Annotated in this window: 2 protein-coding genes; both read left to right on the forward strand. The window is 37.5% G+C overall.

Annotated features, from left to right (window positions below; genetic code table 11):
• Positions 1 to 396: 396 nt before the first annotated feature.
• A complete protein-coding gene (locus CDZ89_RS04590) occupies positions 397 to 5,574 on the forward strand; it encodes a cell wall-binding repeat-containing protein (RefSeq protein WP_100333321.1) in 5,178 nt (1,725 codons plus the stop codon).
• 638 nt (positions 5,575 to 6,212) lie between these two features.
• Positions 6,213 to 16,724, forward strand: coding sequence for a carboxypeptidase regulatory-like domain-containing protein (locus CDZ89_RS04595; RefSeq protein ID WP_100333322.1), 10,512 nt, complete (start codon positions 6,213 to 6,215; stop codon positions 16,722 to 16,724).
• The last annotated feature ends 38 nt before the right edge of the window (positions 16,725 to 16,762 follow it).

Below are 16,762 nucleotides of genomic sequence, written 5' to 3' on the forward strand. Positions count from 1 at the left end.
TTCATAAGTTTTGGTGCTCCTTTGTAGAAAGTTTGTTTTCGGGAACAAACATCTAACATTTCTACAATAGGAGCATTTTTTATTTTTGTCTACGAATTTTCTGCGAAAAATTTTCTTCACAGTAAACTACTTACAATATTTGTATGATGTGCAACGCTAGTGGCATACCACCCTGGGGAGTCTTGTGCCGGCAGCGGAAATGACCGGACAACATTCATAGCTAAAAAAAACAATCTATGTGAAAACATCCTTTTTGTAAAAAATAGTACGAAAGAATATTAAAGATGCTGTCGAATAATAGGTATTATTATCTGAAAATTTAAAAAATAAAGGAAAATTTAGAATAGTGCAGAAATTTACTATGTACATAATTTATTTTAAAGGAGTGGTAAATGAATGAGGAAGTATCGAAGTAGGAGAGGTTTTGCTATCATATTATCTGTGTTGCTTGTCTTTACGTCAATGGGTAACTTTGCAAGTGCTCAGTCAACAAGTAGTGTAAATATGATACAAAAAAATGTAAGAGACATATCAAAAGTTATTGATTCAGAAGTATTAAGTAGCTTCAAAATACAAGAATTTGTAGAAGTTTTAGTAGAATTAAACGAACAAGTTGAGCCAGAGAAAATAGCAACTATGGCCAAAGCACAACTAAGCAATCAAAGTAAAATAAAACCTACTCCTTATGAGCAAAACATGGCAGCAAAACACGCAGTTGTCCATGCACTTAAAACTTCAGCCGAGACTTCACAAAAACCCCTCTTAGATTCCATACAGCAGTTCCGTGATAATGGACAAGTTAAAGATGTGGAAAGCTTCTATATTATGAATGTAATCTATTTAAAAACTACGATAGAAGTAGTAGAAAACATAGCAAAAAGACCAGAAGTAGCAAAAATCAGTCCTGATTTTACTATTGAAATAGATTGGCCTGAAATTTCAGTTGAAGAAATTAATAATAATGTACAACAAGCTATCAATGAATTAACAGTTACTCAAGGTGATTCTACGATTGAGTGGAATATTAACCGAGTAGAAGCACCGAGAGTGTGGAATGAGTTTGGTATTAACGGTAATGGTGTTGTAGTTGGAATGATTGATACAGGTATTCATTGGCAACATGATACGCTTAAAGAAAAGTGGAGAGGTTACAACCCTCTAGATCCAAACAATCCAAATCCGACTGGTAACTGGTTTGATGCAATTTCTGGTCAAGGCATGCCATATGATATTGCATCCATTCCCCATGGTACACACGTTATGGGTACCATCTTAGGAGAAGGTCCAGATGGGAAGAATAAAATCGGGGTAGCTCCTGGAGCAAAATGGATTGCTGCAAAAGCATTCACTGCGCAAGGTGGACAAGCATCTCATCTATTAGCAGCAGGGGAATTTATGTTAGCTCCGAACGGTGATCCTAATTTAGCTCCTGATATAGTAAACAATTCTTGGGGTGGGGGATCTGCAAGAGATGATTGGTATCGTCCAATGGTAAACGCTTGGAGAGCAGCAGGTATTTTACCAGTTTTCTCAGCAGGAAATTCGTATCCGAACACAGTTGGTACACCAGGTAACTATCCAGAAAGCTATGCTGTTGGTGCAACAGACATTAACAATAGAAGAGGTAGTTTCTCAAGTGTAGGGCCTGGACCTTATGCTGGTGACTTAAAACCTGATATAGCTGCACCTGGAGTAAATATACGATCTTCAGTTCCAAACAATGGATATGAGTCATGGAACGGAACAAGTATGGCTTCTCCGCATGTAGCTGGTGTTGCAGCACTATTACGTTCAGTTGATGCATCCCTTTCAGTAGACGAACTAGAAGAAATTATGAATGAACATGCTGTTCCTTTAACAGATACCCAATATCCGAACTCACCAAACTATGGATATGGAAGAGGGCTTGTAAACGCATATGAATCAGTGGCATCTATAGCAACTGGTATGGGAGGAATTAAAGGATCTGTATTAAAAGAAGGATCGGATAATGAAAATCCGGTCATCGTGGAACACGAAGAGTATTTATATGGTTACAGAGGGCTAGATGTAACTTTGTCAGCAAGTGTTACCGATAATATCTCAGTAGTGAAAGTGGAATTGTTAGTAAGAGAAGATGAAAACAATCAATGGGAAACAGTAGAGATGGATAGAGTAATGGGTGATTATAGAGATGGTGTCTACGCCGTTGCTGTTCCATTAGAATATGTAAAAGATCCTGGCTTTGAATATATGATAAATGCATATGATTTTAGTGGGAATACGGCTAGCACTGAAATTTATGAGGTGGAAATCCTTTTTGGTATAAATCCAAATCATACGTTTGAAAGTGATTTTTCAACAGAGTTAGATGGACTTCTACTTTCAGGGGACTGGCAGTGGGGCAAACCGTCAGGGACTGGTGCACCAACCCAAAGAAGTGGAGAAAAGTTAGTTGGAACAAATATTACAGGTAACTACTCGGATAATTCCAATAGTTTCTTGCGATTACCACCTCTAGATTTGCGTGATGTAGACAATCCTACATTGTCATTTAAACACTGGTTTGATATTGAATTTATTCAAGATTATGGAAAAGTATTAGTAACAAATGACCTTAATAGCGGTGAATGGATGGAATTAGAACATTTCACAGGACGAGAGCGTACTTGGAATGATTTAACAATAGATTTAGAGCCATATGCTGGGTCTGAAAATCCTGTATTTGTTGGATTATTATTTAAATCTGACGATAGAGTATCACATGCTGGCTGGTATATTGACCAACTTAAAGTAGAGAACGTTGCTAATGTTACAGATACTGTAGCAATTTCTAATGTAGCATCAAATGAAAAGATTCCAACAGACGGCTTGACTCTTTCACAAATGAAATGGAAGAACATAAACGTATTAATAGAAAATAATCCTCCAGCTGGACTACCATTAGAAGCTATTGTTACAGTAGTGGAAACAGGTAGAACGGTCAAATCCAGTTTAGAAGATGGGTCTTTTACTATTCTGCATCGTTCGACACCAGAAGGAGAAAGTTATACTATTAAAGTAGAGTCTTATGGTTATTATTCACAACTATTGGAGTTTACATTAGAAGATGAGCAAATTATTGACAAGCACTTCTTATTAGAAGAGGTTCCAAGGGGCTCTATTTCTCTTGTTGCTATAAATTCAGTAACGAATCAGCAGATAGAAGGGGCAAGAGTTAGAGTTGTAGAAGATGGAATGTTACCGATTGTTTATACGAATAGCAATGGCTATTATCAATTCGAAGAAGTGTTAGAAGGAGACTATACAGTAAGTTTATCTTTACCAAACTATCATCCTAAAAATGTTAGGGTTAGTGTATCAGGTGGGGAAACAACAGAAATAGTAGTAGAGATAGATCCGTTCCCAGGTACAGTAATTTCTTACGATGATGGTACAGCTGAGAATGCTCGATCATTCTATAGCAAAGGATATGGATTTGCAAAGAAAATGACACCTGATGAGTTAGCCAACCTTGTAGGTGCGAGTGTGTATCTATGGGGAGCAGATTGGCCAACTCCAGGTGGAAATAAATTCTCTATTGCTGTATATGAGAGTAACGCTCAAGGAGAGCCAGGAGCGAGAGTGATAGCACCTGTAACTGTTGAAGGAATTCGAGGTCAATGGAATTACGTTGACTTAAGTGATTTTGCATACCAAACAGATAAAGATTATTTTGTTGTATTTGTTCAAACGGAGGACTTCCCAGATAGTCCAGGCATTGGTATTGATGAAAGTTCACCATTTGCAGATCGTTCGTATCAATTAGATAACACTGGGAAATTTACAAAATCAACTGCTTCAAATGGTAACTTTATGATTCGTTCCCATGTAAACTACTCTGTCGAATCACCTATGTTACATGGTGACGGAGAGAGAAGTTATGTAAACGATTCAACAGTTATAATTAGTGGAACTGGTAGAGCAGAAGGAACTGTTACCATATACAACAATGGAGAAGAGGTTTCTAGTATAGATATGGCGGAAACAAACTTCCAAGCAGAACTATCGTTAACGGAAGGGAAAAATGTTATTACAGCCGTTCAATACATTGGTTCTAGAGCTTCCGAACCTTCCAATGAAGTAATTATTGTTAAAGATATTACAAACCCTGTGATAATTATAAATGGGCCTGAAAACGGATTAGTGACCAATAAAGAAACAGTTCTTATTACAGGATTTGTAGAGGAAGAAAATTTAGCCGAAGTTACAATAAATGGTGAAGAAGTTGTGTTTACCCTGGATGAAAACGTCGAACATTTCAATCATTCTGTCACATTGAATGAGGGAATGAATTCTATCACGGTTAGAGCAACTGACTTAGCAGGAAATGTGGCAGAAACGGTAGTAGCTATTGAACTTGATTCTACACCACCAGTTATCTCCGGCATAACTCCTAATTCGGATCAATATATAGTACCTGGAGATATTGTTACAATTACTGTTTTGAGCGATACGGAAGGCGGAACTGCAACATTATCATTACTTAATGAAAGTGGAACGACCATCGATCAAGTAGATATGAACGAAACTACGCCAGGACAGTATAAGCTAAACTGGACAGTACCTGTTGATATTTCGTCTACAAGTGTTCAGATTAAAGTAGAAGTGACAGACCTTGCTGGTAACGCGTCTTTTGCAACTGCTAATGGGAAACTATTCATTTTACATGAAAAGATGGCACGAATTAATGGACAAGATAGATATTTAACAGCGGTAGAGGTAAGTAAAGAAGGTTGGGACAAAGCGGATGTCATTATCTTAACACGTGGAAATGAATTTGCTGACGCATTAGCTGGAGTGCCTTTAGCACATAAACTTAATGCTCCTATGCTATTAACTAGATCTAATTTACTACCAAATGGTGTGAAGGAAGAAATAGTTCGACTTGGGGCGACAAAAGTAATTATGTTAGGTGGAACACTTGCTATTAATAGTTCGATAGAAGAGGAATTAAAGGAATTAAACATTGAAATGGAAAGAATTTTTGGACAAGACCGTTATGAAACAGCTTCAAGAATTGCCGAGAAAGTAGTAGGCGGAAAAGTTGATAAAGCGGTATTGGTGAATGGAAGAGACTTCCCAGATGCACTTTCTGTAGCGCCATTTGCTGCAAAGCAGAATATGCCTATTCTTTTAACACGACAAAATGTTCTTCCTGAGGCGACTAGTAAGGCAATCAGAAACATAGATGTCAAAGAGTTGTATGTGATTGGGGGACAACTTGCAGTTTCTGATGAGATTACAAAGTTACTTCCTAAACATACTCGAATTTCTGGTTCGACTCGTTATGAGACAAATGTAAATGTAATGAAGCATTTTAATACAACATCCAAACATGCCTATGTAGCAACAGGTAGACAATTTGCAGATGCTTTAACCGGTTCTGTACTTGCTAGTAAGAACCAAAGTGGTATCTTGTTAGTTGGTAGAAATTTAGAACCATATACAATTAATTATATTATTGAAACATCATTGAATCAGCTGACCGTTTTTGGCGGAGAACTTGCTATTTCTCAAGAAATGTACAATCAATTAGAACAATTATTACCGTAAGAGATTAGAAAGAAGCATAGAAAAAGTTTCTATGCTTTTTTCTTGTGTTTAATTGATGGTGTAAATAGAAATAGTTAACTCTGACAAACAAGGTAAATAATCGATAAATTTTTTAAAAAGTACGAATATCGAAATTGTTATTTTGGCAGTTTCTTATTTCGATTTCGAACTAGATATAAAGGCCTGTGTTTTAGGAGTTCTTTTAAAATGATATAGATGAAATAGGTAGTTTTTATATGTATAAACAGAACAATAAAACTCAAAGTGAACGATTTTAATGAAAATTTAAATTTTTTTGAAAAAGTGCGGTACAAAAGTTATGATTTTAAAAAACTTAGAATATTCTAAAAATTTAAGTAGGGATTTTGTTGAATGTGTCGAAATTATAGGTGAGTTAGTTTAGTTAGTTTAGTAAGGTCTATGCCTAAATCATTCAAATTCCCTATTATTCTACTAAACAAACAAAATATTAATTTAGAAGTTAGAACCCACCCTCACAAAAGCCAACAATCCTTCTATTTAGGTACCACTTTAGGCATAGACTAGTGTAGCCAAAGCATAAGAGGAGAAGGGAGGCTATTTGTGTCTTTTTGTAAGTAGAAAAATAATACAAAAAAATCGTGGGGGTGGAAGAAGCTTTGAAACTATATTACTTCAAGAAACATCGTAAAAGATTTTCAATCATAATGACGGTATTACTAATAGTTAGTTTAATACTACCCGGATTTGCAGGGGCTCAAACTCAATCAAGTAATTTAACAATTGAGGAAGAAGTGGAACTTGAAAAACAACGAGCACAAGATCCAGATGATTTTATTAATGGAGATAACACAAAAGCTATTAATAATGGGATACCAAATTTATTAGACGGTATTAACTTTGATACAAAGCCTGCTTTTGATGAAGATGACTTTGTCCTTGGTGGGAAAGTAGAAACCGATATCGTACATAAGCTAGACAATGAAGGGACAGCTAATATCATTGTACGCTTAAAAGACTCGGTAGATATGCAAAAGCTTTCAAGCACAGTATCAGCTATGAACAACAGAACTGAAAGAGTTGGAACAGTTGTTGATCAGTTAAAAGCAACTGCTCAAAATTCACAAGCTGGTTTTTTAGCAGATTTACAAAAGCTTGAAGATCAAAAAATTGTTAGCAGTGTGAAACCGTTCTGGGTTATCAACGGTGTTGCTGCAACAATTAGTAAAGAGGCATTAGAGATTCTTGCAAATAGAGAAGATGTTGTGAAAATTACACTAGACAGAGAATTCCAAGTTCCAGAAGTAACAGTTGAGGAAGCCCCTCCTAGATTACCAGAATGGGGTCTGGAAAAAATATTTGCTCCGAAAGTATGGGGGGAATATGGGGTACAAGGTGACGGAATTGTAGTAGGTATCATGGATACCGGGGTTGAAGGGAATCATGAAGCGCTAGCTCATAACTATCGTGGAAAAGATGGAAACCACCAATATTCTTGGATTGATGTTTCAGGTCAAGGATATAAAACTCCAAGTGACGGTCATGGTCATGGCACACACGTTGCTGGTTCAGCTGTAGGTGGTGGAGCTGGTGAACCTGTCGGAGTTGCCCCAGGTGCAGAATGGATAGCAGCAAAAATTTTCACTGATGGTGGTGGAACAACAGCTTCTGCTATTCATACGGCTTTTGAGTGGTTTTTAGCTCCTGGTGGAGATCCAAGTAAAGCACCTCATGTTGTAAATAACTCATGGGGAAGTGCAGATACTTATCGAACAGAATTTTTAGATGGTGTAAAGGCATGGGTTGCAGCAGGGATTTTCCCATTGTTTGCTGCAGGTAATGATGGACCAGGATCACAGACTATTGGTTCTCCTGGTAGTTTCCCAGAAGCGTTTGCAATTGGAGCAACAGATAGTGGCGACCAAATTGCTTCCTTCTCAAGTCGTGGCCCAGTTTTCTGGACAAATGAAAATGGTGAACAAAAACGCTATGTAAAGCCGGAAGTTTCCGCACCAGGGCATAGAATTTACTCTGCTTGGCCAGGTAACGGATATAACACTATTAGTGGTACCTCCATGGCAACTCCTCACGTTGCAGGGGCAATCGCGTTAATTTTACAAAGTAATCCTAATTTAACAATTGATGAAGTTGCAAGTATTCTTGAAAATACAGCTCGTACGGAAGCGCACATGGGGGCAGTACCGAACGACACGTATGGTCATGGAATCGTTAACGTTTATCAAGCAGTAACAGAAGTTGCTTATGCAGGAGAAGTAAAAGGAACATTACTTGATGAGGATGGGAATGGTATTTCTGGTGAAATTAAATTCCTTAAAGAAGGAAGTAGCTTTACTGTAAAAGATGGAGAAGTTAACTTTAAAGTCCGCGAAGGTATACATGAAATTGAAGTATATTCCTTCGGGTACCATGGGCTAAAGCAAACAATTGAAGTGAATAAAGGTGAAGTAACACAAGTGGCATGGACGCTTGAAGAAGCAGAGCGCTTTGATGTAACAGGTACTGTAACTTATGAAAATGGTAGTCCAGTTGCATTCGCTTATGTTCGTGTTGTTGGCGCACCTCTTGAAACAGCAAGAACAAATGAAAATGGACAATTTTCTATTAATGCAATACCGCAAGACAATTATACTTTGGTAGTAAATGGACAAGGTATAAAACAAAAATCAGTATCAGTCGATGTTACAAAAAATATGACGGTTAATATTACAGTTTCTACTGTTTCTATTGATAGCCAATTAGATTGGTCTACCTCAAAAAATAATAATAGTAGAAATGCAGTGAGTATTGCTGAAGTAGATGCAGAAAAACTAGCTGAGAGTTGGTCATTTACATCACCTGGACAAGTATTGTTTAGTTCGCCGGTTATAGCTGAAGGAAAAGTTGTCTTTACAACTGACCGAGGTTATGTGATTGTTTTAGATCAAAATAGTGGTGAGGAACAATGGTCTGTTAGAACAGGTAATACAAACCGTTCGACACCTACTGTAGTAGATGGCACAGTATATGTTGCAGGTGGTTCCGATGCATTAATTTATGCTATCGATTTAGTGACGGGTATGACAAAATGGACAAAACGTTTAGAATATCCTGCTATTTACGAGGCACCGATTTATGATAATGGAGTTCTATACGTTACATCTTATTTATCAAACGATGCGAAAGCTGTCGCATTAAATGCTAATAATGGAGATAAGATTTGGGAAGCTAACGTAGGTAACGAATCATTCTTCGGGGCTGCAATGGGTGAAGACACTTTATTTGTTGCTACTTATGCGAGTAGACAAATTAAAGCAATCTCTAAAACAGATGGTTCTGAAAAATGGACTGTTACTGCAGACAACCAAGGGTTTGCAGCTAGTCCTGTATATCATGACGGTGTCATATATGCAGTTAGTGTAAACTTTAGCAACGGTTCTGGCACACTACATGCTTATAATGCTTCGAATGGTAATAAGTTATGGAGTACTACTGGTATTGGAGATACACAAGCAGGATCCCCTATAATTTTCGATGATTTAGTAGTGATTGGCTCTGCTGCAAACACTTATATTAAAGCGTTTAACAAGAATACAGGGGAACTAGTTTGGGAAACGAATAATGGAAGTACAATGGTGAATACGGGAGCGATTTCTGGAAATGGATATTTATTTGTTACAGATCTAGCGTCAAATCTAAATGTGTATGACGTGTTTACTGGAGAGAAATTAAGCACGTATAGTTTGAAAAACATCAGTACAGCTGGTGTTGCATTAACAGAAGGTCAAGTTGTTGTAGGTGATCATTCTGGGGTTACTAGCTTTGAAGCGCCAGGTACATTATCTGGAACAATTAAAGGAAAAGCTGGTCAACCTGTTCAGGCAAAAATTACACTTCTGAATGCTGGGAAATCTGTAGAAGCAGATGAGAACGGCAAATATGTCATGAGTGCACACCCAGGTACGTATGAAGTGAAAATAGCTTATTATGGGTTACAACAATCTATAGAAGAAATAAAATTTATTTCCGGCTATAGTTTAAATCAAGACTTTACGTTAGAAGATGCAGGTACTGGCTCAATATCAGGTACTGTAAAAAATAAAAGAAGTGGTGTTGGTCTTGAAGGTGTTACTATCTCAGTAGTTGACACACCATTACAAGTTGTGACTGACTCACAAGGTAACTTCAGTTTTACCGAAGTGTATGAAGGAGCATTTGACGTTCAGTTCTCTATTGGTGGTTATGTTGATTCTCTACAGACAATTAATGTAGTGGCTGGTGAAAACACACTAGTACCATTTGATATGACACCAGTTGATGTTGTAGTATTAGATGATCATAACGGTGACATTGTTCGTTTCTTAAATAACAACAATATCTCTGCTGAAGAACGCGGTTGGGATGTTGTAGAAGATATATCAAGTTATCAAGTGTTATACATGAACGGAACTTACAGATCAATGGGCAATAGACCTGATAAAGAATCGTTTGATAACTTAATAAACGCAGCAAAAGAAAATGACGTTAGTGTTGTGTTTGCAGATACATGGGGAATCAGTTACGGAAGCTTAAGACTTCTATGGGAGTTTTATGGCGACCCAGCTCAATATGACTCAGATTATTACAATGCTACTGTAAGACTAAGAGTAGACGAAGAACATCCAATACTTGATGGATTAGAAAAAGGTGGTACTTATACTATTCACCATAATGGTGACTTAGCTTGGTTTAACCAATATTCTGGCCGCCATTTAGCTACAGTTGGAAGCAGTAGAATTGGAATGGTTGGATCGGGAATTGCCTATAAAGCTGTTTCAGAAGAAAGTGCACACTTATTACTTTCAACTCATTCGGCTTCACCATGGGTTTCCCCATATAATGGATGGTTAACACCACAACAACAGATTCTTATTAACGGAGTCAACTTCTTATTAGATGCTTCATATGGACAAATTTCTGGTGCAGTAGTTGATGAAGAAGGAAATACTATTGAAGCAACAGTTGAAGTGATAGAAACTGGAGTGAATGTTCAAGTTGATGGTACAACAGGTCAATATGAATTATTCCATGACGATGGTGTCTTCAATGTTGCTTTTAGAAAAGGTGGCTACGCAACGAAATTTGTAGAAGTGACTTTTGAAAATGGTCAACCATTAGTGGAAAATGTTGTAATGGAAGTTTCCAATAGTGGAACAATTTCCGGACAAGTGGTAAATAAAATTTCTGGACAATCCATCCCATATGCTGAAATCGAACTTTATGATGAAGAAGGAATATTGGTAGAATCTTCTGTTAGTTCCATTAACGGTAACTACGAAATCACAGGGCTTGATGAGGCTAGGTATGAATTAAAGATTGTTCTTCGTGACTATGTAACGCACACAGAGAGAATTGAGGTAGGAAGTGAACCTATTTCACTCAATATTGAAATGTATCCTGCTCCTAAAGTAGGAATAATTGGAGATGCTACAACAGGTTCTTTAAGAGGAATTTTAGATGGAGTTGGCATAGAAGCAACAAACTATACTAACATTGCTAATATCACACCTCATATAGAAAACTTAGATGTCATTTTCTTTAACGACCAATCTGTTGCATCTGTAACGCTTGAAGCTTTAGAAAGTTTTTTAGCTGAGGCTGACAAGCATGAAGTAAGTGTTATTTTTGGAGACACATATTGGACAGGTTCAGGATTAAACCATTTAGTTAATCGTTTTGGAGATCCAAAGTCTAGAACAACTCATAGAGACTACAACAGCTCTGCAGGGTATGTGGTCTTAGAAGAGAATCCAATTTTCGGTAACAGTAAAGTTGGAGATTTTATTGATATCCTTTTACCAAATAGAAGTGATATTGCATATTTCGAAGGATATTCAGGTTACCCATTAGCTACAATCAAGCACCAAGATCATACTAATGCACATGGACTTGGAATCGCTTATAAACCACGTACTTCTTCTAGTATGGAGTTATTAATGGGTGGTCATGGAATTTCATTCACACATGATGCGAGACATTATACACAAAATGGATTAGATATTTTTGTGAATGCTATCCTATGGGCGGCATATGTGGAATACAATACGGTCGAAGGTACTATTACAGATCAAGATGGTAACCCAGTGTATGCCAAAGTGGAGATTGAAGAATTTGGTATTAGTACATGGACTAATCCGGAAACTGGATACTTTACTCTCGCTGCATTAGACGGTGAATATGAATTAGAAATCAGTTCATTTGGATATCAAGATAAAAACATAACAGTTAACATTGATGAAGATTTAGAAGAACAACAGATTAAATTAGATTTAAAAGAAGATAATGGTTCTTTAGAAGGTAAGTTTGTGGATGACAATCCTCTAGAAGGAGGAGTCGAGGGAGTTCACATTGATGTAGTAGGCTATCCTAGAGAAGGAACTACTGACAGTAATGGTGAAGTTATAATTGATCGTCTAGAACCAGGAACATATACACTAATGGTTACAAAAGAAGGGTATGTTCAATTAGAAATAGACGTTGAAATTACACCAAATGGTAAAACGATACTTAAACGTAACTTAAAGCCTTCTCCAACAATTGGAGTAATTGTAGATGCACAAACTTCTTCTTCTGTTAAATTAGAAGATTACTTAACAGGCAGAGGTTATATAGTAGAGCAACTTTATTACACTGATTTAGATCGTATTAAAGATATGGATTTAATCTTTGCGAACTCGGATTATAACAATAGTTTAAACCCTGAAAAAGGTGTGTTTGTCGAGTTTTTGAAAGAGTTAGACCGTACGGAAACACCTGTTATTTGGCCTGGTAACGGTGGTCCTAGAGGAAGTATTCGATTCCTAGTTGAACATATTGGAAATCCTGCATCACATGTAATGGGTGGACTTTCAGCTGCTCAACAAACATTAGAAGCGACTGTATTAGCAGAACACCCGATTTTTGAAGGTGTTGCTACAGATGAAGATGGTAAGTTCAAATATACTAGTCGTTATTACAATGGGTTCTCTGGCTACACTGGTACAACAATTGCAACTGCAAATCATTCTGTACAAGGTGATTTAGGCTCATTAGTTGCATACGGTGGCCGTACTTTAAATAGTGTCGAAGTTTTACTTGCAAGTATGACTTTCGGATACGGCTTTACGGAAGGTGGACATTTCGACCAAAACCGTGAACGTATTGTAAACAACGCAATTCTTTGGGCACTAGATAACAAAGAGGAGTTAGTTGGTGAAATTCATGGTCAAGTTTCCAATAACTTTGATCGTAACGTAAAAGCAACGATTACTGTTGAAGAAACAGGTTATACGTTTGAAACAGAACAAGACGGATCATTCTTCCTTGCACTAGATTCAGGCACTTACACACTAACAATTGAAGGTTTTGGACACCATTCAGAAAGTTTTGAAGTAGATGTTGTTCGTGGTGATAAGTTAAATGAAACTTTCGTATTAACTTCTGAAGATGCTGGACTAGTTAAAGGACAAGTAAAATCAGTTGACACAAATCAAGGAGTTGAAGGTGCAACAATTCAATTAGTTGGAACACCTTTAAGAGCAACTACTGACGCACAAGGTTTTTATGAATTACAAGCTCCTGTAGGAGAGTATAGTGTTCGTGTAGCTGCTAATGGTTATTCACCTCAAGTTATTTCGGCAATAGTTGGAGATAACGAAGAAGTAACAGTCAACTTCACATTAAGTATTTCTGAAAAAATTGCAGTGGTAGGTACAGCTGCAAACAATAACAGAATCATTCCGTTATTAGAAACAAATGGATATGAGGCAATTGCTTGGGTAAACTCAAACATTCCTCAATTAATGGAAGAACTTGATGAGTATGCGTTAGTTATCTTAAATGACCGCAATACTTCGGCAATGCCAGAAGCTGTATTTAAACAATTTATTGACTTAGCGGATAGTTTATCTATAAGCATTATCTTCCCAAGTCAATTCAGTGGTGGAACTATTAGGGATTTAAATGCGTTCTATGGTGATCCACAGCAAGTGGCACAAGGTTTTGTACCTAATCACATTAACTACAAAGTAACTGAAAAGCATCCAATCTTTGCAGGTTACGAAGTTGGAGATGTGATCCGTATTGCAGATAACGGTAACTCAAACCAACAATACTCTCTATTTGAGAACTATAGTGGAACGAGGATAGCTGATCTTACACATGATGCAAACGGAAGAATTGGTAGTGGTCTAGCTTATGAATTTAGAACTGCCAACAGTGTGCACTTATTACTTGGTAGTTTACAAGCAGGGTCATATGGAAGTCCTGACGTGAGATGGACAGATGACGCTAAGCAAATTTATATTAATGCTGTTGACTGGGCACTATCTGCAAGCCTAGGAGAAATCAACGGTGTAGTAACGGACGTAGAAGGTAATCCGATTCAAGGTGCATCTGTTACTATTCCTGGTCAAGGTGCAACAGTTCAAACAAATGGCGAAGGTTTCTATCGATTAGGTGTAGGTATTGGAGAATACGAAGTGCGAGTACAAGCTCGTGGTTTTGTACCTCAAACTCAAACAGCTACTATTGAGGAACTAGGTCAATTGGCAGAGCTGAACTTTGAGATGGAACAAACAGATCGTATGAATTTATCTGGAAATGTAACGGATCTACAAGGAAATGGTTTATCTGGAGCTGTGGCAACGCTAGTAGAAAAAGAAGGAAACTTTGAAGAATCTGTTGAGACAAATAAAGATGGTTATTACCAATTTGATGAATTACTAGCAGGTGAATATCGCTTAACAGTAGAAGTGAATGGATACCAAACAGTTGAATCGGATATTAAGATTGAAGCTGGTGAGAATGTTGTATTAGACTTCACATTAAGTGACTTTAACATTGCAGTACTAGGGGATGTAAAAGAAGCAGTATCTACATTCTTAAATGAAAATGGTCATGCAGCACAAAGAAGCGATTGGGATATTGTAAACGATGTTTACAATTATGAAATTATCATTGTAAACTCTAGCAAAGCGACTGAAGAACAAGTAAATAAATTAATTGAAGAAAGTGACAAGTATGAAACAAGCTTAATTTTTGTTGATACTTGGGGGAATGATGGGTCGCTTCCTTTACTAGAAAAAGCAATTGGTAACCCTACTCGTGCAGAGCACGGTTATAACCAAGGAGCGGTGTATCTAGATATTAAACCTCATGAACTATTCGAAGGTTTAGGAAATGGACCGATTCGCATCCATAGCGACAAGAGCCCATACTCCACATTCAAAGACTATGAAGGTATTACACTAGCGAGCTTAATTGTAGACGGAGTAGACAAAGGAGCGAGTATCGCATATGACTTCCGCAGTGAAAACCATATGCATTTACTACTGTCCTCTTACGCTGTTAACAACATGATTGGCCCGAAACAAGGGTGGACGAATCAAGGTCAACAGTTGTATTTACAAGCAATTGAGTGGGCAAAAGACGGAGTACAGTCTTTACCAATTTTACCGGTATGGAGTGAAGAAACTGTTACTTCTTCTGACGGATCAGCAACAGTAACAGGAACTGCTGAGTACAGAACAACTGTTCAAGTACTACATGGTGAAGAAGTTTTAGCAACAGTAACTCCTAAACGTGATGGAACATTCACAGTTGAACTTCAAGGCTTAGCGGACGGAAGTTACGAACTAGTATTAAAAGCTAGTAACTTTGCAGGTGATGTGGTAAGTGAAAATGCTTTAACATTATTAGTAGATACTCAAGCGCCAGAGTTAACGGTTGCATCTCCAACTACTAATTTCGTAACAGGTAAAGAAGTAGCAGATGTAAATGGTTCAGTAACCGATGCTAACTTAGACCGTGTAGAAGTAAATGGTAAAGCAGTTGACGTGAATAAAAATGGAGAATTTTCTACTCGAACTATTCTCGTAGAAGGAACAAATACAATTACTATTGAGGCATTTGATACGTTAGGTCACTCTACTAAAGTAGAAAGAACCGTAACAGTCATACTTGGTTCACCTGTTCTAACAGATGTGACACCATCCTCTGACCAATATGTAAAACCAGGAGAAAAAATAGAAGTTTCGTTCCGTAGTGAATCGTTTGGTGGTAATGCGAGCTTCTCTATTAAATTACCGGCAAGCATTGCTTCTACTAACGAAACAAGTAGCACAATGGTTGAAGTAGAACCAGGATTCTACAAAGGAACTTGGACAGTACCTACTAATACAAACCTTCAAGGTGCAATAGTTGAGGTGAAATTAGTAGATGTAGCTGGTAACAAAGGAACGGCACAAGCCTCTGGTAAACTATATATTAGTTCAGAGCAGATTAACCGTATCTTCGGAACATCTCGCATAGACACAGCGATTGAAACGAGTAAAAATGGTTGGGCATCTTCTGATGTTGTTGTGTTAGCACGTGGCGATAACTATGCCGATGCACTAGCTGGTGTACCATTAGCACATAAACTAGGGGCACCGATTTTATTAACAAGATCAACTTTAGCAACAGAAACATTAAAAGAAATTGAAAGATTAGGAGCAACTAATGTAATCGTACTTGGAGGAGAGTTAGCTGTAAGCGAAGGCACAGTTAACACATTGAAATCTAAAGGCTTAGAAGTAAGAAGAATTGCTGGGGCAAATCGTTATGAAACAGCAGCTCTAATTGCAAAAGAAGTAGCACCAAATGGCGCTGAAAAAGCAGTCGTAGTAAGTGGAAGAAACTTCCCAGACGCATTATCTGTTGCATCTCATGCAGCGAAACAAGGGCTGCCTATTCTATTAACTAACACAAATGTACTTCCAGAGAGTACTGAAAGTGCACTGAATGAACTAGGTGTAACTAGTACTATTGTTATTGGTGGAAGTTTGGTAGTAACAGATACTGTTATGGCAACACTTCCGAATCCAGAGCGAGTTAGTGGCACAAGTCGTTACGATACAAACGTAGAAGTAGCGAAGAAGTTTGGTGTAACGAACAAGCACATGTATGTTGCGACTGGTATAGATTTCGCTGACGCATTAACAGGCGCAGTTTTAGCAGCGAAAAACGATAGCGCAATTCTATTAGTTGGAAACAACGTACCTGGAGTGGTTTCACAGTTTATGACAAGCCAAGGAGTAGAAAGAGTAACGATCTTTGGTGGTGAAATAGCGGTAAGTAAAGAGGTGGAAAGTGCTTTAGAAAGAATACTTCCATAAAAATAAAGTTTTAAGAGTTGTCCCATCTTTGAAATAAA

The organism is Bacillus alkalisoli (assembly GCF_002797415.1).
Classification (GTDB): Bacteria; Bacillota; Bacilli; order Bacillales; family Bacillaceae_I; genus Bacillus_CD; species Bacillus_CD alkalisoli.